This window comes from Xanthomonas sp. WHRI 10207 (assembly GCF_040202975.1).
GTDB lineage: Bacteria > Pseudomonadota > Gammaproteobacteria > Xanthomonadales > Xanthomonadaceae > Xanthomonas.
This window is the reverse complement of record NZ_JBEGDX010000001.1, coordinates 1,008,310-1,033,832: the sequence shown is the minus strand read 5'-3', so window position 1 is coordinate 1,033,832 and position 25,523 is coordinate 1,008,310. Positions and strand designations below refer to the sequence as shown.

Here is a 25,523-nt window from a genome sequence, read left to right as displayed (position 1 = left end):
CCTGTGCAGCGAAAGCATGTGCGCAGCAGCTGGCGATATACGTGGCCAAGATTCTTCGCCAGCAATAGACCACGCGGCAGGTTCGTCAGCCGCTCAGTCGACGATGAATTCCGCGCGGCAACCATCGTTGACCCACACCCCGTCGCGACTCCAGCCCCAGGTCTGGCCTTCCACGCACGCCGTCCTGGACAGTTGCCGGCCCAGGCGCACCTTGCGCTCCACCGACACCCCGCATGTGCGACGCGCGCTCTTTTTCGATTCGCACGTGACCATGCGCGGCACCGCCACGAAACCGGACCCATCTTCGGCGCCGACTTCGAACTCGCCATCGCAACCACGCGACACCCAGATTTCGTTACGGCGCGTTCCCCAGGTACGGTTTTCCTTGCACGGCCACATCGAGCGTTGCCGCAACAGGCGTACCGGCGCGCCGCGCAAGACCACCGGGCACACCACCTTGCCGCCGTTGGAATCGCAACGCACCACACGCCGCATCAGCGGTGTGGCCGGCACGGTGGCGGCGAATTCGGCACGACAGCCTTGCTCGACCCAGACCCCGTCGCGGTCGACATCCCATTCGCTACCGCGGATACAGCTGGTTTCGGAGAGCTGGCGTACCAGTTGCACGCCGCTGGCGACATCCATCGCGCAATGCACGCGCGCCATGTCCTTGGATTCGCAACGCACCACGCCGGAGCCGCGCTCAGCGGCGCGCGCATCGGCGAGCATCAGCAGCGGCAAGCACCACAAACCGCATAAGCTGATCAGCCACTTCATGCCAGCAATCCTCACCCCGAAACGATAAACGTCGCGCCCCCGTGGACGTGAAGATGAGAGCATCATCGATGTGAAGATAGCAATACGGCGGCGATGACAACGGCATGGCAGCGCAAGCCACGCTTGCTTGCCGCACAACCAAATGCGTGCAGAATCGCCTACAGGCATTGGGCTGCGCGGGTCCGGATCTGCGCTGTGATCAACTCCAGCCCACCACGGCCAATCGCGATGCGGGGACCGCACTCGGGTACCGCATTGAACGCAGCTGAGAAAACCGAGCGCGCAGTCGTCATGTGAGTGCGGATGGCGCACTGAGAACCGACGTGCACACGTAGTCCATGGCACACCGCGCACCAGCGACGTAGGCGCGGCGATGAGCACAGCAGGGTTGTTGGCCGCTGCCAGTGCCTGGCGCATCGCCCGATCCCGCTGGTCGCAACTCAGGCGCGGGCGAAGTCGAACGCCAGCACGTCGGCAATCTGCGCGGTGCCGCGCAAGGCCATCAATAGCCGATCCACACCCACCGCCACGCCTGCGCAATCGGGCAGCTGCGACAGCACCGCCAGCAGGTGTTCATCCAGCGGCAGCTGCGGCAATCCGCGCGCCGCACGCACGGTATTGTCGCGGGTGAAGCGTGCCCGTTGCTCCTGCGCATCGTTCAATTCATGGTAGCCGTTGGCCACTTCATAGCCGCCCAGATACAGCTCGAAGCGCTCGGCGACCGGCGGGCTGTCGTGACGGATGCGCGCCAGCGCGCATTGGCTGGCAGGCCAGTCGTGCACCACGGTCAGCGTCTCGCTGGCAAAGCCGGGCTGGATGCGATGGGTCATCAGCAGGTCCAGCCAATCGTCGCGTGTCAGTCCCTGCGGATCGATGGCAACGTCATGCAGTGCTGCACGCAGCGTGTCGACCGGGTCCAGCAGCGGGTCGATGCCCAGGCGTTGCACGAACAGCTCGCGATACGTAAGCACCTGCACGCTCGCCTCGCGCTGCACCAGGGCAAGCGCGCGCTGCACCAGTGCGACGGTTTCTTGCGCCAACTTACGGTCGTCCCAACCCACCCGATACCACTCGAGCATGCTGAATTCCGGATTGTGCCGGCCGCCGGCTTCGCCGTTGCGGAACACGCGCCCCAGTTCGTAGCAATCGCCCAGGCCGGCGGCGAGCAGGCGTTTGAGCGGATATTCCGGCGAGGTGCGCAACCAGCGCAGTGGCGCACCAGCATCCACATGTCCGCTGAAGCGGGTGCTGAAACTTTCGATATTCGGCTCGGTGTTGCCGGCCTGCGACAGCACCGGCGTTTCCACTTCCAGCACGCTGCGCTCGGCAAAAAAGGCGCGAATCGCGGCATTGAGCTGGGCGCGCAATCGTAACCCGGCCAGATCGAGTTGCGCTGCGGTCATGGCTGTTGGCCGTGCTCGCCCAGGAAGGCCAGCAGCCGCGCTTCGTCCCAGATGTCCACACCCAGCGATTGCGCCTTGTCGAGCTTGGAGCCGGCCTCCTCACCGGCCACCAGGAACGCGGTTTTCTTCGAGACACTGCCGGCCACCTTGGCGCCTAATGCTTCGAGCCGCTGTTTGGCGGCATCGCGCGTCAAGGCGGCCAAGGTGCCGGTGATCACGACCGTCTGGCCGTCCAAGGGGCCGGCCTGCACGGCCTCGACGTCCGGCAGGCGCGCCAGCACCGTTTCCATCGCCTGTTGTGCCGATGTGGCGAGTGCCGCATTTTCCGGGCGATCCAGCCATTGCAGCAGCGCGGCGACCACCGGTGCGGGCACGCCGGCTTGCAATAACGCGTCGCTGCCGGCAGTGCGCAGCGCATCGAACGACGGTACCGCCGCCGCCAGTTGCTGCGCGCGCACCGGCGTCACCTTGGGAATGTCCATGTCTTCCAGCACGCTGGCAAAACTCAAGGCATCGCGCAGCTTGGGCGATGGCGGGTGTGCATCGCCGATGCGCACGCCACGTTGCAGCAAATCGTCGATGGCCTGCTGGTTGCCCGGCTGATCGAGAAAGTGCCCGAGCGAACGCGCCACTTCGCCACCGATATCGGGCACACGTTTGAACAGCGGCCACGGCAGATGGCGGATCAGCTCCAGATCGCCGAACCACGCCGCCAAGGCCTTGGCCGTGCTCTCGCCCACATGCTCGATGCCCAGCGCGAACAGAAACCGCTCCAGCGTGGTGTCGCGCGATGTTTCGATCGCCTCGATCAGGTTCTCCGCCCATTTGGTGGCGATCTTGCGGCGGTTCCAATCGAAGCTCGGCAGCCCTGCACGCAGCAGATCGGCCTGCCAGGTCTGCGGCGCCTCATGTTCGCCGGCCAGATCCACGCCGATGCTCGCCACGGTGGTTTCGAGCTGCGCATACGCACCGGTTGCCAAATGCTCGCGCGCCTCGCGCAAGAACGCATGTGGGCTGTCGGCGGTGCTGATCAGGCGCAGTTGCAGCAGTTGATCGACGGTGAGCAGATACAGATCGGCCACACCTTGCACCAGTCCGCTATCGACCAGCACTTCGATGAATTTCTCGCCCAGACCGTCGACATCCATCGCACGCCGCGACACGAAATGCCGAAACGCCTCCTTGCGCTGCGCTGGGCAGGTCAACTCGCCCGAGCACCGCCACACCGCCTGGCCTTCTTCGCGCACGATCTCCGACCCGCACACCGGGCACTGGGTAGGCATGCGCCATTCCTGCGTGCCCGGCGGGCGCTGGTCGGCGACCACGCCGGCGACTTCCGGAATCACATCGCCGGCACGCCGCACGATCACCGTATCGCCCACGCGCACATCCAGCCGCGCGATCTGGTCGGCGTTATGCAGCGTGGCATTGGTGACGATCACGCCAGCCACATGTACCGGCTTCAGTCGCGCCACTGGCGTCGCCGCACCGGTACGGCCGATTTGGATCTCGATCGCCTCCACCGTGGTGGATTGCTCCTGCGCCGGGAATTTGTGCGCAATCGCCCAGCGCGGCGCGCGCGAAACGAACCCCATCTCCCGCTGGCCGGCCAGATCGTCGAGCTTGTACACCACGCCATCGATATCGAAGGCCAGCCCGTCGCGCGCCGCGCCAATGCGTTGGTAGTACGCCAACAGGCCCTCGCTGCCCTGCACCACATCGACCAGCTGGCTGACCGGAAATCCCCAGTCGCGCAATTGCGCCAGGATGGCCGAATGCGTCTGCGGCAAGGCGCCGTCGCGCACCTCGCCTATGCCGTACGCAAAAAAACTGAGTGGGCGCTGCGCGGTGATGCGCGCGTCCAGCTGCCGCAGCGAGCCGGCCGCACCATTGCGCGGATTGGCCAGCACCTTGCCACCCTGCGCACGCATCTGCGCGTTGTACGCCTCGAACGCGGCGCGCGGCATGTAGACCTCGCCGCGCACTTCCAGCACCTTCGGCCAACCCTGCCCACGCAAACGCAGCGGAATCGCCTTGACCGTGCGCAGATTGGCGCTGACATCCTCGCCCGCGGCGCCATCGCCACGGGTCGCACCTTGCACGAACTCGCCATCTTCGTAGCGCAGACTGATCGCCAGGCCATCGAGTTTGGGTTCGGCCGAGAACACCGGTTGTTTGAGCTCCAGCCGCTCGCTGATGCGACGGACGAACTCGCTCACTTCCTCATCGCTGAAGGCATTGCCCAACGACAACATCGGCAGCGCATGCCGCACTTCGGCAAAGCGCGACGCGGCCAGATACCCCACCCGTTGCGTCGGCGAATCGGCAGTGGCCAGTGCCGGGTGCTCGGCTTCCAGCGCCTCCAGCTCACGCATCAGGCGGTCGTAATCGACGTCGGCCATCTGCGGCTCGTCGAGCACGTGATAGCGGTAGTTCGCGTCTTCGATTCGGCGACGCAGGGCATCGATGCGCTGAGCGGGATCCGGGCTGACAGTCATACGATCGCTGGGCTGGCACTGGGCCGCCCATTCTAACGGGCCATGCCGATGCGCAAGCGATGACCCGCCCTGACGTCGATCCCCGGTCCGATGTCGCTGACCGCATCAACAGCGGCAGGCAAGCGCGCAAGGCCAAACGTAATGATGCCGGCAGCGCCTCGCTCGCACCCCGGCAGCAAGCCCGGCAGGATTTGCCGTCACGCGGACAGGCGCGACTGGCTTCCTGGACCGCCGGATCTGTCCGCTGACGGCCAACAGCGTGCCGCCCGGGGATTTCCCGATAGGCAGACCGGCACAAACCCGCTAGCGTGGCGACCTCTTTGCCCTGCTCGTCTGGAGCTCACCCGTGTCGTTGCCCGTTTCGCGCCGTTCGTTTCTCAGCCTTGCCACCACTGGCGTGGCAGTTTCCGCATTGGGGCTGGCACCCGCGGCTGAGGCGGCCCGCAAGCGCGCAGCCGCGGCCGCAGCGCCGGGCGTCGCACCGGCAGCAGGCACGGTGCTGCTCAACCTCAACGAACATCCGCTTGGCCCCGCTCCGGCAGCGCTGGATGCCGCAACGCGGTCGCTGGCGCGTTCGGGCCGCTACCTGCAGGAGATGGAGCAGGACCTGCGCAATTTGATGACCGGCGAGTTGCAGCTGCCCAACGACCATCTGGCGTTGTTTCCCGGCTCCAGGGACGCACTGAATCGCGCCAGCAACCTGTTCACCTCGGCGCGCGCCGGCCTGGTGGTGGCAGACCCGAGCTTCGACCCGGTCATCGACAGCGCCACTGCCCGCGGCGTGCAGGTGCGCAAGGTGCCGCTGCGTGCCGATGGCGCGCACGACGTCAAGGCGATGGCCAAGGCCGACCCGACCGCCGGCCTGATCTATCTGTGCAATCCCGGCAATGCCACCGGCAGCATCACCCCGCGCAGCGACATCGAATGGCTGCTGGCCAACAAGCCGGCCAGCGCGGTGCTGGTGGTCGACGAGGCTTACATCCACTACAGCAACGAGCCGTCGATGGTCGACCTGGTGCGTCAGCGCCAGGACCTGATCGTGCTGCGCAGCTTCTCCAAACTCTACGGCATGGCCGGCCTGCGCCTGGGCGCAGCGCTTGCCCCGCCGGGCCTGCAGACCAAGCTCGCCAGCTTCGGCAGCAACCCGTTGCCGGTCCCGGCCATGGCGGCCGGTATCGCCAGCCTGCGCGACCCGCAACTGGTGCAGACCCGGCGCGCGGACAACGCACGCGTGCGCGATGAGACCGTCGCCTGGCTCAAAAGCAAGGGTTACACCTGCCTGCCCACGCAAGCGAACTGCTTCATGCTGGACGTCAAGCGCGAGGCCGGCGTATTCGCCGATTCGATGCAGAAGCAGGGCGTGATCGTCGGCCGCAGCTGGCCGATCTGGCCCAAGCGCGTGCGCGTGACCGTTGGCACCGAGGCAGAGATGATGCGGTTCCGCGAGGCGTTTACCAAAGCCAAGCGCTGAGGGCCGACGCCTGCCACGCGCCCTGCCCGACCAGCGGATCTAGGGATCCAGTTCCGCTGTGGCGGGTGTGCGCAAGGTGCGCCGGATCCACAGATAGCTGATGACAAAGGTCAGCAGCATCGAGCCTGCATTCCACAGCAAGAGCTCGCGCAGCATCGGCGGGCCTTGCAGAATGTGCGCGTAGTAACGGCGATCGAACAACGCGATCGCATGCGGCAGGAACACGCTGATGAAGGGCGTCGGCACCGGCGCCACCAACAAGGTGATGGCAGCGGCGAAACTGCCCACCACCCACGGCGAATTTCGCGGGCGTTTGCGCAGGCGCGCGGTGATCAACGAAAAGATCCACAACAGCGGCATTGCCAGAATCGCCCACAGCACCAGCAGTAAGGCCACCGCCAACACGCCCTGCAGACTCAACATCGCTCAACTCACCAGCGTGGGGACTTGGTCAGCGGCGGTGCCTGGTGCTGACGATCGTAGGCACGAAGTTCGTCGCGGATATGCGCCACACGCTGGCGACCCAGCGCATTGCGGCTGTCGTCCAGCACCACGCCGTCCAGCAACTCGGCCATGCGTTGCACGGTCGGCAGCATTTTTTCCCAGGCATCCAGCGCGGTCATCGGCGCCGGCAAGGTCAGGAAGAACGCGATCGCTGGGGTCTGCATCTCGCGGATGTTGGCCATGTCGAAACTGCCCGGCTTGAGGATGCTGGCCATGCTGAAAATCGGCCCACGCTCCGGATGCCCTTCCACCAGGCGGTGGAACACATTCATATGGCCGAACACCAGGCCGGTCTTTTCTGCGGCAACCACCACATCTTCGCCACGCAGGATCTGGCCGGCCTTGGCCGCCACGAACAACGACACGATCTTGTCGAAATCCTGGTTGGGGCGTTTGCCGACGTCGTTACCGCCGGCCCCATCCTGGTCGTCCAGGTTGAGTTCGCTCTGTTCGGCACTGCCTTCGCTGCGTTCGAACGTTTCGCCATCGGCACCCGCATCGCCGGAAATCACCGGCTCGCGGCGTTCGCGCGGTTGACCGTCGTCCTTGTCGACGCGACGCCCCTGTGGCGATTTCTTCGGGCGGCCGAACAGAAAAATTGCAGCGACCAGCAGCAATCCCGCGATCAGGATCCCGATCCGGATCATGGCCATGTCGGACATTCAGCGTGCCTCCGCATAAGAGTGACAGGTGTCATCATTCCAGCAAGCATGGCACGTCATGCCGCACCCGCCAAACGTGCCGCCTCTTCCAGGTCCACGCTGACCAGACGGCTGACGCCCGGCTCGCGCATGGTCACGCCGGACAACTGGCGCGCCGCTTCCATGGTCGCCTTGTTATGGCTGACGAACAGGAACTGCACCTTCTCGCTCATCTCGCGCACCATATTGGCCAGGCGGCCGACATTGGCTTCGTCCAGCGGCGCGTCCACCTCGTCCAACAGACAGAACGGCGCAGGATTGAGCTGGAAGATCGCAAACACCAGCGCCACCGCGGTCATCGCCTTTTCGCCACCGGACAGCAGCGAAATGCTGGACACACGCTTGCCCGGCGGACGCGCCATGATGGTCACGCCGGTGTCGAGCAGGTCTTCGCCGGTGAGTTCCAGATACGCGTGCCCACCGCCGAACAGACGCGGATACAGCGCCTGCACGCCGGAGTTGACGCGATCAAAGGTGTCCTTGAAACGGCCGCGGGTTTCGCGGTCGATCTTGCGGATGGCTTCTTCCAGCGTTTCCAGTGCGGTATTGAGGTCCAGGTTCTGCGCTTCCAGATATTCCGAGCGCTGCGCAGCCTCACCGTATTCCTGGATCGCAGCCAGATTCACCGGCTCCAGGCGCCGCATGCGCCCGTCGATCTGGTTCACCGCCGCTTCCCATTCGGGCGCGTTGGCAGACTCGGACAGGCCGTTGACCACGTCTTCCAGCACGAAACCGGCTTTGACCACCGCGGCAGACAACTGCTCGGCGTTGAGCACCAGCGCCTGTTGATCGAGCTTGCGCTGGCTGATGCGCTCGCGCTGCGCCAGCGCCTGTTCGTCGCGCTGCTGACGGGTCTGCTCGAAGCTGCGCAGCTCACCGTCGATGCTGTCGAGCAACGTCCGCGTTTCGCTGAGCACGCGCTCGGTGCGGACGCGCTCGCTCAGTGCGGCCTGATGTTCGTGCTCGAGCGTTTCCACCGGCGAATCGCCGTCGCTGAGCTGGGAGACAAGATCTTCCAGGCGCGTATCGAGCTGGCCGCGCTGGCTGTCCATGCGCTCCAGGGTCTGGCTGAGCGAGGTGATCTGAGTGCGCTGCGATTCCAGCGTCAGCGCCAGGGCATGCATCGCATCGCGCACGCCGCGCGCGGCATCGCGCGCCTGGTCGCGCGCATCGGTGAGCTGGCGACGTTCGTTTTCCAGCGCCTGCCGCGTGCCTTGCAGATCGCCCATCAGGGTGACCGCATCTTCGAGCTTCGCGCGGGCCTCGCGGGCTTGTTCGCGGCTGGTATCCAGCGTTTCCAGCAACTGCGACAACTCGTTTTCGATGCGCTCGATGCGCGTGCGCGCTGCATCGACCTTGCCCTGCTGGCTCTGCAACTGGCCAGCCAGTTCGGACACGCTGCGGTGCGCCATGTATAGCTGACGCTGCGCATCTTCGCGCTGCTGTTCGGCGGCCAGCGATTGCTCGCGGAAGCTGGTGAGCCGCTGTTCGAGCTCGGCTTCGCGCTCCTGCAGGGTGTCGATCTGCGTGCGCAGTTCCTGGATGTCGCGTTCGCGCAGCAAGGCGCCCTGCTTGGCCGCGCCAGAGCGCGATACGCGCACCCAGCCCTCGCCCAAGCGCTCGCCATTGCGGGTGATGACCGAGTCGCCTTCCGGCAACGCGGCTTGCAACGCGCGTGCGGCCTGCAGATCGTCGGCCGCATGCAGCCGCGCCAGCAACCGACGAATCGCGATCGGCCCCTGCACTTTCGCTGCCAATGAGGTCGGTGCAAACGTGGCGGCATCGGTGGCGTTGGACACCAGCGCGATGCGGCCTTCGCCCAACTCACCCAGCGCGTCGACCAGCTGTTCGGGCGCCTCCACCAATACGCCTTCGATCAACTGCCCCAGCGCGCTTTCGACGGTGTTTTCCCAGCCACTTTCCACCGTGATGCGCTCGCCCACACGTGCCGCCGAATCCAGCCCGCGCGACTTCAGCCACGCCACCGCCGCGCCCTGCTCCTGGCCGAGGGCGGCCTGCTGCAGGGTTTCCAGTGACGACAGCCGACCGCGCGCGGCCTGTGCGTGCTTGCGCACCTCGGCCAGTTCGCCCTGGCTGGCCCGCTGCTGTTCCTGCAGACCGCCCAACGCGTGCTTGCGCGCTTCGACTTGCTCGGTCAGCCCGTCCAGCGACGCCTTCTGGGTTTCATGGCGCAGCTCGACCTGCTCGAACGCCTCGGCCAGCGCATCCAGATCCAGCCCGGCACGTTCGTTGACCAGCGCTTCGCGGCGGCGGTCGGCCTCCAGCGATTGGCGGTCCAGATAATCGACACGCGTGCGCTCCACTTCGCCAGCGCGCGAGGCTTCGCCGGTGTCACGGTTATGGGTTTCCCAGCGCTGCTGCCAGTCGGCCAGCCGCGCCTCGGCTTCGCGCAGCGATTCCTGGCGGAACTCATGGTCCTCGCGCAGCTGTTCCAGCTGCGGTTCGGCCGCATCCACCGCCTCGCGCAGCACGGCCAGTTTTGAGGAGTCGCCACTGATGTGCTGGGTCAATTCCTGCAGCTGGCTCTGCGCCTCATCGCGCGCCTTGTGCAAGCGATGCGAGAGTTCGCGTTGATGCTGGATCTGCTGTTCAATGCGCGCCAGCGCGCTGCCCACCTGGTAGACGTCGGCCTGCGCCTTGGCCACCGCTTCGGCCGCCTCTTCGCGGCGCACGCGCCCGGTTTCGATCCGCGCCTCGGCATCGCGCTGGTCGGCGATCAGCTGCTGCAGGCGGGTTTCTTCCTGATTCAACTTTTCGCGCAGGCCCTGCAATTGCCCATCCAGGCCGCGGTACTCCAGCGCCTTCCACTCGGCATCCTTGATCCGGCGCTCTTCCTGCAAGGCCTGGTATTGCTCGGCCTGACGCGCCTGGCGCTGCAGATGCGCCAGCTGCTTGGTGATCTCTTCGCGCAGGTCGCCCAGGCGGTCGAGGTTTTCGCGGGTATGGCGGATGCGGGTTTCGGTTTCCTTGCGGCGTTCCTTGTACTTGGAAATGCCGGCGGCCTCTTCCAGATACACGCGCAGATCTTCCGGGCGCGCCTCGATGATCTGGCTGATCATGCCCTGCTCGATGATCGAGTAGCTGCGCGGCCCCAGGCCGGTGCCCAGGAACAGATCGGTGATGTCGCGACGCCGGCACTTGGTGCCGTTGAGGTAATAGGCGCTGTTGCCGTCGCGGCTGACCAGGCGCTTGACCGAGATCTCGTTGAACGAGGCGAACTCACCGGTGATGGTGTGATCGGAGTTGTCGAAGATCAGTTCCACCGTCGCCTGCGACACCGGCTTGCGCGCCGAGGAGCCGGAAAAGATCACGTCGGTCAGCGAGTCGCCACGCAGCCGGCTGGCCGAGCTTTCGCCCATCACCCAGCGCACCGCATCGATGATGTTGGACTTGCCGCAACCATTGGGGCCGACGATGCCGGTCATGTTGGTGGGCAGGTGCAACGTGGTCGGGTCGACGAACGACTTGAAACCGGACAGCTTGATCGTGGACAGGCGCATGGGACGGACGGGTTCCGGGCACCGCGCGGACACAGCCGGCAGGCGCTTTTCCTGTGGAGCCGGCACCTAAGCCCTTGATCGGCAAGATCTGCAGGCCGTGGAACCGACAATGGGGCATGAGTATAACGGTGCCGTCGCTACGCTGCGGCTGGCCGTAAAAGACGAAGGGCGCCTAACAAGGCGCCCTTCGGTTCACACATGCAGCAAGGATCAGGCGTCGGATTCGACGATGACCTTGACCGAGGTTTCCACATCGGCGTGCAGGTGCAGCACAACGTCGTACTCGCCGACATTGCGGAATGCGCCTTCGCCCAGGATCACTTCGCTCTTTTCCAGCGGCAGGCCGGCAGCGGTGAACGCCTCGGCGATGTCGCGCGGGCCAACCGAGCCGTACAGCTTGCCTTCGGTGGAAGCGTGCGCGCCGATGGTGACGCTGGCGCCTTCGAACTTGGTGGCGCGAGTCTGCGCATCGGCCAGGATGGTGTTGGCCTTGGCTTCGTAATCGGCGCGCTTGGTTTCAAACGCTTCGACGTTGGCAGCGGTGGCCGGAACGGCCTTACCCTGCGGCACGAGGAAGTTACGGCCGTAGCCCGGCTTGACGCTGACCTTGTCGCCCAGGTTGCCCAGGTTGGTCACTTTCTGCAGAAGAATCAGATCCATGGTGGTGCTCCGTTATTCGTTAGCGCTGGCACTTTGGCCGACGCAACGGGTGCTGTCCGAAAAGACGGGATTCGGGAATCGGGATTTGGGAATCGCAAGAGCACGATCAACACCGCATCTCGAATGACCGGTCTCTATCAATTTGATAACCCGCACAGGGATGTGCGGGCTGTTGTGAGAACTCGCATGCAGCCGCATGGGCTCTTGCGAGGACTCACTGCATTCGTGCGGGCCGCTTTGAGCGCCCCGCAACGAACGACCAATCAAACGTCGTGGTTGTCCGTGTACGGGATCAGCGCCAGGAAACGCGAGCGCTTGACGGCCGTCGCCAGCTGACGCTGGTACTTGGACTTGGTACCGGTCACGCGGCTCGGCACGATCTTGCCGTTCTCGGTGAGGTACTGACGCAGGGTGTTGAGATCCTTGTAATCGATCTCTTTGACGCCCTCGGCGGTGAACTTGCAGAACTTGCGACGACGGAAGAACTTGGACATGACAGCGCTCCTTAAGCGGCTTCGGCGTTGTCGCCGTCGGTATCGGTGGCGGCAGGTGCAGCATCGCCTTCCTCGTCGTCACGACGACGACGCTCGCTACGCTCGGGCTTGTCGCCCTTCTCGTCCTTGCTCTTCATGATCAGCGACTGCTCGGTGTCCGGGCCATCGCGCTTGACGACCAGGTGACGCAGCACCGCATCGTTGAAGCGGAAGCTTTCCACCAGCTCGCTCAGCACGGCCTGGTCGACTTCGATGTTGAGCAGCACGTAATGCGCCTTCACCAGGTTCTGGATCGGGTAGGCCAGCTGACGACGGCCCCAGTCTTCCAGACGGTGGATGGTGCCGTTACCGCCCTCGATCAGCGACTTGTAGCGCTCGATCATGGCCGGGACCTGCTCGCTCTGGTCCGGATGGACCAGGAACACGACTTCGTAATGACGACTCATGTTGTTTTACCTTTCGGATGTGGCCACGTGGGCCGGACAGCTCCCCGGTGGTCCGCGCGAGGCGGCCGGTGGAGCAAGGGTTCCCGCCCAGAACCGGGCAGGAAGCCGGAAAGTATGGCAGTTCAAGCGCTTAGCCGCAACCGGCTAGCTTGGGAGCGGAACTCTAAAGCCCCTCTCCCGCCGGGAGAGGGGTTGGGGTGAGGGTACGGAGGCGATGCCCTACCGGCGATTAGACCGCGCTTGGCTTGGCTTGGCTTCGCCCCGCACCCTCATCCGCCCCTTCGGGGCACCGTCTCCCGACGGGAGAAGGAAGCAAACGCATGGCGCAATGCTAAGCCCCTTCTCCCGCCAGAGAGGGGCTGGGGTGAGGGTATGGGGGCGACGCTTGCAATACATCCACCAACCCGAGACTTCTCAACAACGCAAGGCATCGCCCGCGCCCTCATCCGCCCTGCGGAGGCTTTCCTCTCGGAGGGAGAAGGCAACAGCTCAGCGGTGCTCGGCTTCGGTGGTGAAGCTTTCACCGCAACCGCACTCGGCGGTGGCGTTGGGGTTGCTGAAGGTAAACGTCTCACTCAGCCCGTGCTTGCCGAAGTCGATGCAGGTGCCGTCCACCAGCGGCAGGCTGGTCGGGTCGACGAAGATGCACACCCCGCCCTGCTCGAACACCGCATCGTCGTCGCGCTTCTCGCGCGCCAAGTCAGTGATGTGGCCCCAACCGGAGCAACCGGTCTTGGTCACGCCAAAGCGCAGGCCCAATGCACCCGGGGTCTGCTGCACGAAACGCTGCACGCGCTCCAGCGCGGCGGGGGTGAGGCTGATGGTCATGCGGGCACTCCAACACAATGGCGTCAAGTATAGGGGCCGACCGGTGGATCGGCATGCAGTCCAGATGGGGCCGGCCACGCGGGCACGCAAGCCGCTGCGCCACCACGCCTGTTCAGGTGCTCGCGCCAGCGCGGTCGCAGCCAGTAAACTCGCAGACCATTCAAGGTCGCTACGGCGAGGAACAGTCATGACGGTGGTCAGCGTTGAACATGCGCTTGCGGGCAAGCTCCCCGACGGCGGCGAAGTCACGGTACGGGGGTGGGTGCGCACGCTGCGCGGATCTGCCGGACTGGCCTTCATCAACGTGACCGATGGCTCGTGCTTCGCTCCGATCCAGGTGGTGGCCAACGACACGCTGCCCAATTTCGACGAGATCAAGCGCCTGACCAGCGGCTGCTCGCTGATCGCCAAGGGTGTGCTGGTGAAGTCGCAGGGCAAGGGCCAGTCGTTCGAGATCCAGGCCAGCGCTGTCGAAATCGTGGGCTGGGTCGAAGACCCGCTCACCTACCCGATCCAGCCCAAGCCGATGACGCCGGAATTCCTGCGTGAAGTGGCGCACCTGCGCCCGCGCACCAATCTGTTCGGCGCGGTGACACGCATCCGCAACTGCCTGGCGCAAGCGGTGCACCGCTTCTTCCACCAGAACGGCTTCAACTGGATCAGCACGCCGATCATCACCACCTCCGATGCCGAAGGCGCCGGGCAGATGTTCCGCGTCTCCACGCTGGACATGGTCAACCTGCCGCGCGATGCCACGGGCAACGTGGATTTCAGCCGCGATTTCTTCGGCAAGGAAACCTTCCTCACCGTGTCCGGCCAGCTCAACGTGGAGGCGTACTGCCTGGCGCTAAGCAAGGTCTACACCTTCGGGCCGACGTTCCGTGCAGAAAACAGCCACACCACGCGCCACCTGGCCGAGTTCTGGATGATCGAGCCGGAAATCGCCTTCGCCGACCTGGCCGAAGATGCGCGGCTGGCCGAGCAGTTCCTGAAGTACCTGTTCCGCGCGGTGCTGGACGAGCGCGGCGACGATCTGGCCTTCCTGGCCGAGCGCGTGGACAAGAACGCGATCAGCAAGCTGGAAGCCTTCATCAATGCGCCGTTCGAGCAGATCGATTACACCGAGGCGGTGAAGCTGTTGCAGAACTCCGGCAAGAAGTTCGACTTCCCGGTCGAATGGGGCCTGGACCTTCAGACCGAGCACGAACGCTGGCTCACCGAAGAGCACATCGGCCGCCCGGTGGTGGTGACCAATTATCCCGAGCACATCAAGGCGTTCTACATGCGCCTGAACGACGACGGCAAGACCGTGGCGGCAATGGATGTGCTGGCGCCGGGCATCGGCGAAATCATTGGCGGCAGCCAGCGCGAAGAACGCCTGGATGTGCTGGATGCGCGCATGGCGCAGTTCGGTCTGGATAAGGACCACTACAGCTGGTACCGCGATTTCCGTCGCTACGGTTCGGTGCCGCATGCCGGTTTTGGTCTGGGGTTCGAGCGCCTGGTGGTGTACGTGTGCGGGCTGAGCAACATCCGCGACGCAATCCCCTACCCGCGCGCGCCGGGCAGCGCGGAGTTCTGAGTGAGCACGGAGGCGGCCACCGTCACGATGTATCGCCCGTTGGGGCCGGAGGAATACGCCCTGGTGCGTGACTCCGGCTTCCGACGCTGGCCACCGCGATTGCCGGAGCAGCCGATCTTCTATCCGGTCACCAATCAGCGCTATGCCGAAGAAATCGCATCGCGCTGGAACGTCAAGGACAGCGGTGTCGGCTATGTGGCGCAGTTCGATGTGCTCGCCGCGGTCGTCGACCAGTACGCCATTCAAAAAGTCGGCGGCGCCCATCACACCGAGTGGTGGATTCCGGCCGAAGACCTGGACACATTCAACGAGGCGATCGTCGGCCTCATCACGATCATTGCCCGCTTCGATGCTCCGCCTGCCGAGTCCCGCACATGACCCTGTTCTTCGCGCTGTGTTTTGTCGGTGTCGCCGTTGCCGGGCTGACCGCGCTGCTGATCTTCTGGCCGCTGACCCTGGTGCACCTGCGCGACCGACACTCTGATGTGTTGGCCAGCTTCGGCGACCCGGCCTTCATCAGCCCGACCGCGTGGCGCTGGTTGTTGGCGCGCCGCTACCGCAGCTACCGCGACAGTGCGCTGTCGGGTCTGGCCACACCCGCCTGGCTGTCGCTGCTGACCATTTTTTTCGGCCTGGGCATGGCGGCCCTGCTCGGGCTGCTTTCCAAGGTACTGGCATGAATATCATCGACATCGACGCAGCACACAGCTCCGACGGCCGCGATCAGTGGTGGCTGGCCACCATCGGCCGCACGCTGATCTGGGCGCGCCTGCGCATCAAGGAAGCCGGCACTGCCGAAGTGCTGGACAGCGATGGCAAGACGTTGGCCTACGACAGCGAAGACACCGCACGCGCGGCCTTGTTCGATGCCGAATTCGTGGCATTGGACGGGCTGGACGAAGAAGATGCGCTGATCCGCGGCTTTTCGTTGCATGAGGTGTCGCCACCGCGCGGCGATAACGATGCCGACCTGCGCGAGCGCATGGTGGTGAGCATGGGCGGCCGCGCCTGAGATGTACGCACCGCGCGCGTTCGCACAGACCGATCTGGCGCTGCTGGACTGGCTGCTGGCGCGTGACCCGTTCGTCACCCTGATCAGTCAGAGCGACGACGGACAACCAGCCATCTCGCACCTACCGGTGCTGTATCGGCGCGACGACCAGCAGGTGCTCATCGAAGGCCACTGGGCACGCCCCAATCCGCAAGCGTGCCATGCGGGCGATGCAGTGATCGTCGTGCAGGGGCCGCATGCCTATGTGTCGCCGGGCTGGTATCTGGACAAGGAAGCGGCCGCGCGCGTGCCGACCTGGAATTACGCCATCGCGCATCTGCATGGGCAATGCACCGAGCTTGCCGATGAAGACGCGGTGGGCGAGTTGATCGGCCGGATGAGCACGCACTTCGAGCAACGCGTCGGCAGCGACTGGCAGTTCGAGATGGAGCGCGACAGCCATCGTCGGCAATTGCGTGGGCTGATCGGCTTCCGCTTCGTGCCAAGCCGCATCGAACTCACCTTCAAGCTCAGCCAGAACCACCCGGCCGGCAATGTTGCAGCGGTAGCCGATGCGCTGGAGCAGCAACGTTCAAGCGATGCGCAGGACGTGGCCGCACTGATGCGCAATGCGTTGCGTGCGCGCCAGAGCTGATCGCCTTGTCATTGCGTTCGCGTTCCTGCACCACCGCTTTATGACCCGCCTCTGGCTTGTTTCCTCCCCGTCGTCATCTGGAATACTGCGCGCATGAACGAGCTCAACCATTTACTCGAAAACAACCGTGCCTGGTCCGAGCGTATCCGTCGCGAAGACCCGGAATTCTTCTCCAAACTGTCGACGCAGCAGACTCCGGAATATCTGTGGATCGGCTGCTCCGACTCGCGCGTGCCGGCCAATCAGATCATCGATATGGCACCGGGCGAAGTGTTCGTGCACCGCAATATCGCCAATGTGGTGGTGCATAGCGATTTGAACTGCCTGTCGGTGATCCAGTTCGCCGTCGACGTGCTCAAGGTCAAGCACATTCTGGTGGTGGGCCATTACGGGTGCGGCGGCGTGTTCGCCAGCCTGACCCAGAAGCGCATGGGCCTGGTCGACAACTGGATCCGCCACGTCACCGATGTGGCCGACAAGCACGAAGCCTGCCTGCACGATGCCGGCGATCTGCCGGTGCAGCATGCGCGGCTGTGCGAGCTCAACGTGCTGGAACAGGTGGTCAACGTTTGCCGCACCACCATCGTGCGCGATGCGTGGGAGCGTGGGCAGGAGTTGTGCGTGCATGGGTGGGTCTACAGCCTGCGCGACGGCCATGCGCACGATCTGGGCATGTCCATCGACCGCGCCGACCTGCTGCAGGAACGTTACGACGCGGCACTGACGAAAATTCAGGCCGATCACGCCGAACGCTGAGTCGGCGCTGCATGTTTGACCGACCGCGGCGCCCATCGGCGTCGCGGTTGGCTATGCTGCAGGCCTTCTTCGCCGAGGAATGTCGATGCTGGTCCCGCCGATCAACCTGCATGCCTGGATCGAGCAATACCGCCACCTGCTCAAACCGCCGGTCGGCAACAAGTGCATCCAGCAGGATGGCTTCATCATCATGATTGTCGGCGGGCCCAACGCGCGCACTGACTATCACTACGACGAAGGCCCGGAGTGGTTTTTCCAGCTCGAAGGCGAGATGGTGCTGAAGGTGCAGGATGCGGGCGTGCAACGCGACATCCCGATCCGCGCCGGCGAGATCTTTCTGCTGCCGCCGAAGGTGCCGCATTCGCCGCAGCGCGCCGCCGGTTCGATCGGCCTGGTCATCGAGCGCGAACGCCTGCCGCACGAACAGGACGGGCTGCAGTGGTACTGCCCGCAGTGCAATCACAAGCTGTATGAGGCGATGTTTCCGCTAGGCAATATCGAAACCGACTTCCCGCCGGTGTTCGATCACTTCTATCGCTCGCTGGCACTGCGGACCTGCACGCAGTGCGGGCACCTGCATCCTGCGCCGGAGCGCTATGTTGCAGTCGATGCCTGAGTTGCGCTGGCGCCAGCGCATGCAATGCACACGCCGGTCGCACCCACACGAGCACGCAGCATGCTGCGCGCACTGATCGACCTCAAGCCGCGCGATGTGCCGCTACGCGTGGCCTTGCGCAACACCGCAGCGGTCGTACTGCCGCTGGCAATTGGCGTGGCCACCGGGCATGTCGCCGCAGGCTTGGCGGTCTGCAGCGGCGCGCTCAACACCATGTTTTCCGATCAACCCGGGCCCTACCGCGCGCGCTTGCAACGCATGTTGATGGCGGCCCTGGCCGCTGGCCTGGCGGCCTTGTTGGGCGTGTGGGTCGGCCACAACACGCCTGCCCTGGTGATCGCCGGGCTACTGCTCGGCCTGGGTGGTGGCCTGCTGGTGGCGCTGGGCCCGGTTGCGGCGCGGGTCGGCCTGACCAGCATGATCCTGCTGGTGGTGAGTGCGGACATGCGGCTGCCGGTGGAACAGGCGCCCGGCGTGGCCGCCCTCATCTTTGCCGGTGGCCTGTTGCAGGTGTTGCTGGCCTTGGCGGCCTGGCCCTTGCAACGGTATCGCCCGGAACGCTTTGCGCTCGCCGACCTGATGCGCCAGCTGGCAGCAATCGCACGGCAACGCCCGGAAGCCAGCGCAGCACCGCCCGCAACGCAGGAAGTGCTGGATGCCATGGTGATGCTGCACGGCGAACACCGCTCGCGCGCGATCGCGGTGCAGAGCTTTCGCATCATTGCCGAGCTCTGCGACCGCGTGCGGCTGGAGCTGCTGTCGTTGGCCGATGCGGACACCCGCCTGACCGACTCGCAGGCACGCCCGGCGATCGAGCGCGTGCTCGAACGCAGTGCCATCGTGCTGGAGCAGCTGGCCCACACCATGACGGTAGGCGAGGATCCGGTGGCGGCCAACGCGTCGATGACCGGCTTCGACGATCTGGTCGGCGCGCTGGCACAGTTTCAGCACGACAACGCCGATACCCGCGAGCGCCGGCTGGTGCGGGTGGCGGTGGCCCGCGCGCAGGGGTTGGGCGGGCAGTTGCGCGCGTTGATCCGCAACGCGCACTGGGCCAGCAGCCGCGGCGAAATCCAGGCGCAATTAGCCGAAGCGCGGCTACCGGCAGCGCTGCGCCCGGCCGCGACCTGGGCGACGTTGCGGGCAAACCTGGATCTGTCGTCGGTGGCGTTCCGGCATGCGCTGCGTTGCGGCGTGTGTCTGGCACTGGCCATCGCCTTCCAACGCTGGCAGCAGATTCCGCACGGTTTCTGGATCCCGATGACCACCGCCATCGTGCTCAAACCGGATTTCGGCGGCACCTTCAGCTTCGGCGCCTTGCGCGTGGCCGGCACCTTCATCGGTTTGTTGGTGGCCACACTGCTGGCCCATTTTGCGATGGATGGCGCCGGTATCCGCATGGCCTTGCTGGCACTGTTCTGCCTGGGCTTTCGCTTATTGACTCAAGTGAACTACGGCATCGGTGTGGCGTTTCTCACCGGCATGCTGGTGCTGCTGCTGTCCTTCGAAGGCATGACGCCCGGTGAGGCGGTCGGTGCGCGGCTGCAGGCCACCGTGGCCGGCAGCGCGCTGGCACTGATCGCCTACGCGCTATGGCCGACGCGCGAGCGCCGGCATATCCGCGCCTCGCTGGCGCAGTTGCTCACGGCCTATCGCGAGCATCTGCACAACCTGTTGCTGGGCCAGATGGATCGGCTGAGCGACAGCCGCGCTGCCGCACGCGTGGCGCGCACCAATGCGCAGGCGTCGATCGAACGCCTGCGCGGCGAGCCGCGCAGCCGCCGCAATCTGCACGAGCTCAAGCTGGCCGAATCGCTGCTGGCCAATGGCAACCGGCTGATCCGCGCCACGCTGCTGTTGGAGGCGGTGCTGCGCGATGGTCACCCGCTGCCGTCGCTGGACGCACTGCCCGCCTTCGCCGATGACGCCGACCAGGCGTTGGCCGAGCTGATCGCGTGCCTGAGCAACGGCGGCACGCCGGCTGCGGCCACGCTACGCAGCGCCGAGCGCAAACTCTCCGACGCGTTGGCCGCGCTGCCGGATGGTTCGCCGACCACCGCCGCGCTTGCCGACACCATCGACCGCGTCACCGACAGCATCGGCACGCTCACCCATCTGTTACGCCCTGCCCGACCGGCCTCGACCGAGACGCCCGCGGTGCATGACGGCGCGCAAGGTGCCGGAAGGTAAACTGCGGCATCGATCCAAAGCACGCGAGCCCGATGACCACCGACCCGCTGTCCCGTTCCCACGCCGTGGCGCTGGATGCCGCCGACCCGCTGCGCAGCCTGCGCGACGCCTTTGTGTTCCCGCAGCACGATGGCCGGGATCAGACCTATTTCGTCGGCAATTCGCTGGGCCTGCAACCGCGTCAGGCACGCGCGATGGTGAGCGAAGTGCTCGATCACTGGGGCGCGCTTGCGGTGGAAGGCCACTTCACCGGCCCCACCCAATGGCTGACCTATCACCAACTGGTGCGCGACGCTCTGGCGCGCGTGGTCGGCGCGCAACCGGGCGAAGTGGTGGCGATGAACACCCTCAGCGTCAATCTGCATCTAATGATGGCGAGCTTTTATCGCCCCACGCCCGAGCGCGGCGCGATCCTGATCGAAGCCGGTGCATTTCCGTCCGACCGCCATGCGGTGGAATCGCAGTTGCGCCTGCACGGGCTGGATCCGGCCACGCAGTTGATCGAAGTGGACGCCGATGAGCCCAACGGCACGTTGTCGATGGCCGCCATTGCCGATGCCATCGCCACGCACGGTTCGCGTCTGGCATTGGTGCTGTGGCCCGGCATCCAGTACCGCACCGGCCAGGCCTTCGATCTAGGCGAAATTGCGCGACTGGCACGCGCGCAAGGCGCTGCGGTGGGCTTCGATCTGGCGCATGCGGTCGGCAACATCCCGCTGACCCTGCACGACGATGGCGTCGACTTCGCAGTGTGGTGCCATTACAAATATCTCAATGCCGGACCCGGCGCGGTGGGCGGCTGTTTCGTGCACGCACGCCATGCCACCAGCGATCTGCCGCGCATGGCTGGCTGGTGGGGACACGAGCAGCAGACCCGCTTCCGCATGGATCCGCAGTTCGTGCCCTCGCCGGGCGCCGAAGGCTGGCAGCTGAGCAACCCACCGGTGCTGGCGCTGGCACCGCTGCGTGCATCGCTGGACCTGTTCGACCAGGCCGGCATGGCTGCGCTGCGCGCCAAGTCCGAGCAGCTCACCGGACATCTGGAACAGCTGATCCACGCACGCGTGCCACAGGTGTTGCAGATCGTCACCCCGGCGCAACCCGAGCAGCGCGGCTGCCAGCTGTCGTTGCGGGTGACCGGCGGACGCGCGCAAGGGCGCGCGCTGTTCGAGCATCTGCATGCGGCCGGCGTACTTGGCGACTGGCGCGAACCGGACGTGATTCGCATCGCGCCGGTGCCGCTGTACAACCGTTTCAGCGATCTGCACACCTTTGTGGAACAGGTGGAAGCCTGGGCCGCCGGTTGAGCGCCGCACGCTGACTGCATCGCTACCGGTCACGTGGCAGGCACACGCGAAACCCGCAGACGCCCACGTACACTCCGAGCGCGCCTTCGGCAACGCAGGCGCGCTATAGCCAACTGCTTCTTTCCTCACTTTTGCCGGCTCCCGCGTCCGGCCGCTGCCGGACATTGCATTGAGCCCCGTCTCCCCTCGCTCCCTGACCCTGATCGGCGCCGGCCTTGCCGGTTGCCTGCTTGCCATCCTGCTGTCGCGTCGCGGCTGGCAGGTCACCGTGTACGAACGGCGTGGCGACCCGCGCATCAAGGGCTACGAGTCCGGCCGCTCGATCAACCTGGCGCTGGCCGAACGCGGACGCCACGCATTGCGTCAGGCCGGTGCCGAAGAGGCGGTGATGGCCAAGGCGGTGATGATGCGCGGCCGCATGGTGCACCCGATCGAAGGCGAACCGCAGCTGCAGCGCTACGGCCGCGACGACAGCGAAGTGATCTGGTCGATCCACCGTGCCGCGTTGAATATCGCCTTGCTGGATCTGGCCGAACAGGCCGGCGCATCGGTGCATTTCTATCGCCGGCTGCACACGGTCGATTTCGACGCCGGCTACGCGCGCTTTATCGATGACCGCGACGATCAGCCGCACGAGATTCACTTCCAGAGCCTGATCGGCAGCGACGGTGCCGGCTCGGCGCTGCGCGCGGCCATGCAGCGCAAATCGCCGTTGGGCGAGCGCACCGAGTTTCTGGATCATTCGTACAAGGAACTGGAAATCCCGCCACTGCCCGGCGGCGGCTTCCGCATCGAGCGCAATGCGCTGCATATCTGGCCGCGTGGGCGCTACATGTGCATTGCGCTGCCCAACGATGGCGGAACCTTCACCGTCACCCTGTTCCTGCCCAACGCAGGCAACCCGAGCTTTGCCACCACCCGCACCGGCGAAGAAGCGCATGCGCTGTTCGCACGCGATTTTCCGGATGCGCTGCCGCTGATTCCGCAGCTCGAAGAACACTGGGAAGAACATCCGCCCGGCCTGCTCGGCACCCTCACCCTGGAGCGCTGGCACCTGGATAACCGCGCCTTGCTGATCGGCGATGCCGCACACGCGATGGTGCCGTTCCACGGCCAGGGCATGAATTGCGCCTTCGAAGATTGCGTGGCGTTGGCCGAGCAGATGGACGCGCACGATGACATCGGCAGCGCGTTCGCTGCGTTCGAAGCTGCGCGCCGCGACGATGCCGCCGCGATCCAGCAAATGGCGCTGGAAAACTATCTGGAAATGCGCGACCGCGTCGGCGATGCCGACTTCCTGCTGCAGCGCGAACTCGAGCAGCAATTGCAGGCGCGCTGGCCTACCCGCTTCGTGCCGCATTACACGATGGTGACCTTCCTGCGCACGCGCTATTCGATTGCGTTGGCGCGCAGCGACATCCAGCGCGAGATTCTGGTCGAGGCAACGCGCGGGCACAGCGATCTGTCGCGTATCGATTGGGTGGCGCTGGAAGCGGTGGTGCACGCACGTCTGGAGCCGCTGGAAGGCGCGCACTGAGAGCGGCCAAGACAACGGCTGCGCTCACCGCCAGGCGGGCGCGGCCAGTGCTCGGTGCGGTATGGACCATTCGTACCCGCTGGTCCTGAGCGGGACGTCCACATCCACCTGACGACTGCTCGCCCCGTGGTGTTAGCCGCGCCAAGATCTTGCTCAGGTTTGCGCACTGTGCGCAGACGCTCACGCTGTGCTCGCAACACACGCCAAACGCGGACCCCACACAGCAAGCGCCTGCCCCAGCGCACAGCAGCGCCTCAGCGCGCCGGCGCTGCGATGAGAGATACTAGCGGCCAATGGCGGCGCATACGCCGTGCGCCGCGGATCTGGATCTCGCACCCGCATGCCTGACAGCTTTCTCTTCTACGACCTGGAAACCTTCGGCCAGGACCCGCGCCGCACGCGCATCGCGCAGTTCGCCGCCGTGCGCACCGACGCGCAACTGCGCGTGATCGACGAGCCGATCAGTTTCTTCGTGCAACCGGCCGACGACCTGCTGCCCTCGCCGTACGCCACCATGGTCACCGGCATCACCCCGCAGCACGCGCTGCGCGAAGGCGTGATCGAAGCCGAAGCGTTTGCGCGCATCGCCGAGCAGATGAGCCGCCCGCAGACCTGCACGCTGGGCTACAACTCGATCCGCTTCGACGACGAATTCGTGCGCTGCGGGCTGTTCCGCAATTTCTACGACCCCTACGAGCGCGAGTGGCGAGGCGGCAATTCGCGCTGGGATCTGCTCGATGTGCTGCGCCTGGTACACGCATTGCGCCCGGACGGCATCACCTGGCCGCAGCGCGAAGACGGCGCCACCTCGTTCAAGCTCGAACATCTGGCCGATGCCAACGCAGTGCGCGAAGGCGATGCGCATGAGGCCTTGTCCGACGTGTACGCCACCATCGGCATGGCGCGCAAATTTCAGCAGCATCAACCCAAGCTGTGGGAGTACGCGCTGCGCCTGCGCGACAAGCGCTTTGCCGCCACCTTGCTCGATGTGATTGCGATGGAACCGGTGCTGCACATTTCGCAGCGCTACCCGGCCTCGCGCATGTGCGCCGCCGCCGTGCTGCCACTGACGCGACATCCGCGCATCGACAGCCGCGTGATCGTTTTCGATCTGGACGGCGACCCGGAAGTGCTGTTGCGGCTGAGCCCGGACGAGATCGCCGACCGGCTGTATATCCGCGCCGCCGATCTACCCGAAGGTGAGCAGCGCATCCCGCTCAAGGAAGTACATCTGAACAAGTCGCCGGCGCTGGTGGCCTGGCAGCATCTGCGCGCGCCGGATTTCCAGCGCCTGGGCGTGGACCCCGATGCGGTGCTTGCCAAGGCCGCCCGGCTGCGCGAACTGGGCCCGCAGCTGGCGGAGAAGGTGCGCCAGGTCTACGGCAACGAACGTGCCGCGGCCGCCGCGGTCAACGATGCCGATGCCTCGCTCTATGACGGTTTTCTGGCCGAAGGCGACAAGCGCCTGCTTGCACAGGTGCGCGCCAGCGCGCCGGACGAACTGGGCGCGCTGGAAACGCGGTTTCGCGACTCACGTCTGATCGAGCTGCTGTTTCGCTATCGCGCACGTAACTGGCCGCAGACGCTGTCGTTCGACGAGCAGGAACGCTGGAACCAGTACCGCCGCAAGCGCCTGCTCGAAGACCATGGGTTGGGCGAAGTCACCCTGGACCAGTACAACGCGCAGATTGCGGATTTACGGCTCGCTCACCCCGACGATGCTACCAAGCAAGACCTGCTCGACCAGCTCGCCGCCTGGGGTTCGGATCTCCAACGCACGCTATGACCACCTATTTTTCAGACGCCAGCTTCAAGTTCCTGCGCGCCCTGGCCCGCCACAACGACAAGACCTGGTTCGCCGATCATCGCCACCAGTACGAGGCGCATGTGCGTCAGCCGTTTCTGCAGCTGATCACCGATCTGCAGCCGGCGCTTGCCGAGGTCAGCGAACACTATCGTGCCGACCCCAAGACCCAGGGCGGCTCGCTGTTTCGGATCTATCGTGATGCGCGCTTTTCCAACGACAAATCGCCCTACAAGAACTGGCAGGGTGCGCGCCTGTTCCATGAGCGCCGCCGGCAGATGCCGGCACCGTCGTTCTACATTCATCTGCAGCCGGGCGAGAGCTTTGTCGGTGCAGGCCTGTGGCACCCGGAGCCGGACACGCAACGCAAGCTGCGGCAGTTCATCTTCGAAAATCCGGGCAGCTGGAAGACGGCAGCATACGATCCCAAATTGCGGCGCAAGTTCGCCCTGGACGACAGCGAAAAACTGGTGCGCGCACCACGCGGGTTTCCCAACGATTTCGAGTTCATCGACGATCTCAAGCACCGCAACTGGGCGTACCTGCGTCATCTGGACGACGCCATCATGACCGGGCCGCGCCTACGCCAGACCATCGAGGCAGACCTGGTGACGCTGGCGCCGTTTGTGGATTATCTATGCGCCGCCCTGGACCTGGAATTTTGAGGCGAGCTGCGGCGCAGGTATATCGCGCCACGGCGTTGCCGCACCATCGGCGGCCTGGTGCTACCGTCTGGATGCAGTCGAGCACCCTCCCCTCACCGCGCATGGCAACGGAGTGCG

22 protein-coding genes, 2 other RNA genes and 1 pseudogene are annotated in these 25,523 nt (G+C 65.3%); 14 read left to right on the top strand and 11 right to left on the bottom strand.

The genetic code is table 11. The annotated features are described in order from the left end of the window. Positions 1–93 precede the first annotated feature (93 nt). The 4 genes from ABQU90_RS04625 to ligA all read right to left on the bottom strand — a co-directional run bounded on the left by ABQU90_RS04625 (position 94) and on the right by ligA (position 4,678). A complete protein-coding gene (locus tag ABQU90_RS04625) occupies positions 94–777 on the bottom strand; it encodes a DUF3011 domain-containing protein (RefSeq protein ID WP_055844638.1) in 684 nt (227 codons plus the stop codon). Between the two features lie 263 nt (positions 778–1,040). Further along, positions 1,041–1,117: non-coding RNA, sX9 sRNA (locus ABQU90_RS04620), on the bottom strand. 100 nt (positions 1,118–1,217) lie between these two features. Next, positions 1,218–2,180, bottom strand: coding sequence for an EF-P lysine aminoacylase EpmA (epmA, locus tag ABQU90_RS04615; protein ID WP_323522104.1), 963 nt, complete (start codon positions 2,178–2,180; stop codon positions 1,218–1,220). Next, positions 2,177–4,678, bottom strand: coding sequence for an NAD-dependent DNA ligase LigA (ligA, locus tag ABQU90_RS04610; protein WP_323522103.1), 2,502 nt, complete (start codon positions 4,676–4,678; stop codon positions 2,177–2,179). The genes epmA and ligA overlap by 4 nt, the downstream gene beginning before the upstream one ends. Before the next feature lie 346 nt (positions 4,679–5,024). Between ligA and ABQU90_RS04605 the strand changes: the two genes are divergently transcribed. Further along, positions 5,025–6,149, top strand: a complete 1,125-nt coding sequence (locus ABQU90_RS04605) for a pyridoxal phosphate-dependent aminotransferase (protein ID WP_055844647.1) — start codon at positions 5,025–5,027, stop codon at positions 6,147–6,149. Between the two features lie 39 nt (positions 6,150–6,188). On the opposite strand, the gene ABQU90_RS04600 is transcribed toward ABQU90_RS04605, so the two are convergent. The 7 genes from ABQU90_RS04600 to ABQU90_RS04570 form a co-directional block, all read right to left on the bottom strand. Continuing rightward, positions 6,189–6,572, bottom strand: a complete 384-nt coding sequence (locus ABQU90_RS04600) for a hypothetical protein (protein ID WP_323522102.1) — start codon at positions 6,570–6,572, stop codon at positions 6,189–6,191. 8 nt (positions 6,573–6,580) lie between these two features. Beyond that, complete coding sequence (gene zipA, locus ABQU90_RS04595) at positions 6,581–7,315, bottom strand: cell division protein ZipA (protein WP_055844654.1); 735 nt, start codon at positions 7,313–7,315, stop codon at positions 6,581–6,583. Positions 7,316–7,371: 56 nt separating this feature from the next. Beyond that, positions 7,372–10,875, bottom strand: coding sequence for a chromosome segregation protein SMC (gene smc / locus ABQU90_RS04590; protein ID WP_323522101.1), 3,504 nt, complete (start codon positions 10,873–10,875; stop codon positions 7,372–7,374). 210 nt (positions 10,876–11,085) lie between these two features. After that, a complete protein-coding gene (gene rplI / locus ABQU90_RS04585; RefSeq protein ID WP_055844660.1) occupies positions 11,086–11,535 on the bottom strand; it encodes a 50S ribosomal protein L9 in 450 nt (149 codons plus the stop codon). 263 nt (positions 11,536–11,798) lie between these two features. After that, positions 11,799–12,029 (bottom strand): 30S ribosomal protein S18, encoded by a 231-nt coding sequence (gene rpsR, locus ABQU90_RS04580; RefSeq protein WP_005991243.1) that lies wholly within the window; start codon positions 12,027–12,029, stop codon positions 11,799–11,801. 11 nt (positions 12,030–12,040) lie between these two features. Continuing rightward, the gene (rpsF, locus tag ABQU90_RS04575) at positions 12,041–12,475 is read right to left on the bottom strand and encodes a 30S ribosomal protein S6 (protein ID WP_055844662.1); all 435 of its coding nucleotides are present in this window, start codon (positions 12,473–12,475) and stop codon (positions 12,041–12,043) included. Between the two features lie 489 nt (positions 12,476–12,964). Then, a complete protein-coding gene (locus tag ABQU90_RS04570) occupies positions 12,965–13,303 on the bottom strand; it encodes a HesB/IscA family protein (protein ID WP_055844665.1) in 339 nt (112 codons plus the stop codon). Between the two features lie 187 nt (positions 13,304–13,490). Here ABQU90_RS04570 and asnS point away from each other — a divergent pair, with 187 nt between their 5' ends. From asnS to ABQU90_RS04505, 13 genes and pseudogenes are all read left to right on the top strand, one after another. Beyond that, positions 13,491–14,885 carry an asparagine--tRNA ligase gene (gene asnS / locus ABQU90_RS04565; RefSeq protein WP_055844668.1) on the top strand — a complete coding sequence of 465 codons (1,395 nt, stop codon included), beginning with the start codon at positions 13,491–13,493 and terminating at the stop codon, positions 14,883–14,885. Beyond that, positions 14,863–15,263 (top strand): annotated as a pseudogene (locus ABQU90_RS04560) (ADP-ribosylation/crystallin J1); the annotation flags it as partial. The gene asnS and the pseudogene ABQU90_RS04560, both read left to right, overlap by 23 nt. Then, on the top strand, positions 15,260–15,565 hold the full coding sequence (locus tag ABQU90_RS04555) for a hypothetical protein (protein ID WP_115527530.1): 306 nt from the start codon (positions 15,260–15,262) through the stop codon (positions 15,563–15,565). The pseudogene ABQU90_RS04560 and the gene ABQU90_RS04555, both read left to right, overlap by 4 nt. Then, positions 15,562–15,897: a hypothetical protein gene (locus tag ABQU90_RS04550; RefSeq protein ID WP_055844678.1), complete on the top strand. Its 336-nt coding sequence runs from the start codon at positions 15,562–15,564 to the stop codon at positions 15,895–15,897. The genes ABQU90_RS04555 and ABQU90_RS04550 overlap by 4 nt, the downstream gene beginning before the upstream one ends. Position 15,898: 1 nt before the next feature. After that, on the top strand, positions 15,899–16,531 hold the full coding sequence (locus ABQU90_RS04545) for an FMN-binding negative transcriptional regulator (protein ID WP_323522100.1): 633 nt from the start codon (positions 15,899–15,901) through the stop codon (positions 16,529–16,531). A 93-nt stretch (positions 16,532–16,624) separates the two neighbouring features. Next, positions 16,625–17,287, top strand: a complete 663-nt coding sequence (can, locus tag ABQU90_RS04540; RefSeq protein ID WP_055844683.1) for a carbonate dehydratase — start codon at positions 16,625–16,627, stop codon at positions 17,285–17,287. A gap of 85 nt (positions 17,288–17,372) precedes the next feature. Further along, on the top strand, positions 17,373–17,903 hold the full coding sequence (locus ABQU90_RS04535; protein WP_115528254.1) for a 3-hydroxyanthranilate 3,4-dioxygenase: 531 nt from the start codon (positions 17,373–17,375) through the stop codon (positions 17,901–17,903). A 60-nt stretch (positions 17,904–17,963) separates the two neighbouring features. Next, positions 17,964–20,093, top strand: a complete 2,130-nt coding sequence (locus tag ABQU90_RS04530) for an FUSC family protein (protein WP_323522099.1) — start codon at positions 17,964–17,966, stop codon at positions 20,091–20,093. A 32-nt stretch (positions 20,094–20,125) separates the two neighbouring features. Beyond that, complete coding sequence (kynU, locus tag ABQU90_RS04525; protein WP_323522098.1) at positions 20,126–21,400, top strand: kynureninase; 1,275 nt, start codon at positions 20,126–20,128, stop codon at positions 21,398–21,400. A 169-nt stretch (positions 21,401–21,569) separates the two neighbouring features. After that, on the top strand, positions 21,570–22,937 hold the full coding sequence (locus ABQU90_RS04520; RefSeq protein WP_115512036.1) for an FAD-dependent oxidoreductase: 1,368 nt from the start codon (positions 21,570–21,572) through the stop codon (positions 22,935–22,937). Between the two features lie 61 nt (positions 22,938–22,998). Beyond that, positions 22,999–23,075: non-coding RNA, sX9 sRNA (locus ABQU90_RS04515), on the top strand. Between the two features lie 202 nt (positions 23,076–23,277). Continuing rightward, on the top strand, positions 23,278–24,723 hold the full coding sequence (gene sbcB, locus ABQU90_RS04510) for an exodeoxyribonuclease I (RefSeq protein ID WP_323522097.1): 1,446 nt from the start codon (positions 23,278–23,280) through the stop codon (positions 24,721–24,723). After that, positions 24,720–25,406 (top strand): DUF2461 domain-containing protein, encoded by a 687-nt coding sequence (locus tag ABQU90_RS04505; RefSeq protein ID WP_055844695.1) that lies wholly within the window; start codon positions 24,720–24,722, stop codon positions 25,404–25,406. Before sbcB ends, ABQU90_RS04505 begins: the two co-directional genes overlap by 4 nt. Positions 25,407–25,523 lie beyond the last annotated feature (117 nt).

Bases quoted from the DNA above. Each gene is read 5' to 3' on its own strand.
- ABQU90_RS04625 (WP_055844638.1), bottom strand. From the start codon at position 777: ATGAAGTGGCTGATCAGCTTATGCGGTTTGTGGTGCTTGCCGCTGCTG.
- epmA (WP_323522104.1), bottom strand. From the start codon at position 2,180: ATGACCGCAGCGCAACTCGATCTGGCCGGGTTACGATTGCGCGCCCAG.
- ligA (WP_323522103.1), bottom strand. From the start codon at position 4,678: ATGACTGTCAGCCCGGATCCCGCTCAGCGCATCGATGCCCTGCGTCGC.
- ABQU90_RS04600 (WP_323522102.1), bottom strand. From the start codon at position 6,572: ATGTTGAGTCTGCAGGGCGTGTTGGCGGTGGCCTTACTGCTGGTGCTG.
- zipA (WP_055844654.1), bottom strand. From the start codon at position 7,315: ATGTCCGACATGGCCATGATCCGGATCGGGATCCTGATCGCGGGATTG.
- smc (WP_323522101.1), bottom strand. From the start codon at position 10,875: ATGCGCCTGTCCACGATCAAGCTGTCCGGTTTCAAGTCGTTCGTCGAC.
- rplI (WP_055844660.1), bottom strand. From the start codon at position 11,535: ATGGATCTGATTCTTCTGCAGAAAGTGACCAACCTGGGCAACCTGGGC.
- rpsR (WP_005991243.1), bottom strand. From the start codon at position 12,029: ATGTCCAAGTTCTTCCGTCGTCGCAAGTTCTGCAAGTTCACCGCCGAG.
- rpsF (WP_055844662.1), bottom strand. From the start codon at position 12,475: ATGAGTCGTCATTACGAAGTCGTGTTCCTGGTCCATCCGGACCAGAGC.
- ABQU90_RS04570 (WP_055844665.1), bottom strand. From the start codon at position 13,303: ATGACCATCAGCCTCACCCCCGCCGCGCTGGAGCGCGTGCAGCGTTTC.
- asnS (WP_055844668.1), top strand. From the start codon at position 13,491: ATGACGGTGGTCAGCGTTGAACATGCGCTTGCGGGCAAGCTCCCCGAC.
- ABQU90_RS04555 (WP_115527530.1), top strand. From the start codon at position 15,260: ATGACCCTGTTCTTCGCGCTGTGTTTTGTCGGTGTCGCCGTTGCCGGG.
- ABQU90_RS04550 (WP_055844678.1), top strand. From the start codon at position 15,562: ATGAATATCATCGACATCGACGCAGCACACAGCTCCGACGGCCGCGAT.
- ABQU90_RS04545 (WP_323522100.1), top strand. From the start codon at position 15,899: ATGTACGCACCGCGCGCGTTCGCACAGACCGATCTGGCGCTGCTGGAC.
- can (WP_055844683.1), top strand. From the start codon at position 16,625: ATGAACGAGCTCAACCATTTACTCGAAAACAACCGTGCCTGGTCCGAG.
- ABQU90_RS04535 (WP_115528254.1), top strand. From the start codon at position 17,373: ATGCTGGTCCCGCCGATCAACCTGCATGCCTGGATCGAGCAATACCGC.
- ABQU90_RS04530 (WP_323522099.1), top strand. From the start codon at position 17,964: ATGCTGCGCGCACTGATCGACCTCAAGCCGCGCGATGTGCCGCTACGC.
- kynU (WP_323522098.1), top strand. From the start codon at position 20,126: ATGACCACCGACCCGCTGTCCCGTTCCCACGCCGTGGCGCTGGATGCC.
- sbcB (WP_323522097.1), top strand. From the start codon at position 23,278: ATGCCTGACAGCTTTCTCTTCTACGACCTGGAAACCTTCGGCCAGGAC.
- ABQU90_RS04505 (WP_055844695.1), top strand. From the start codon at position 24,720: ATGACCACCTATTTTTCAGACGCCAGCTTCAAGTTCCTGCGCGCCCTG.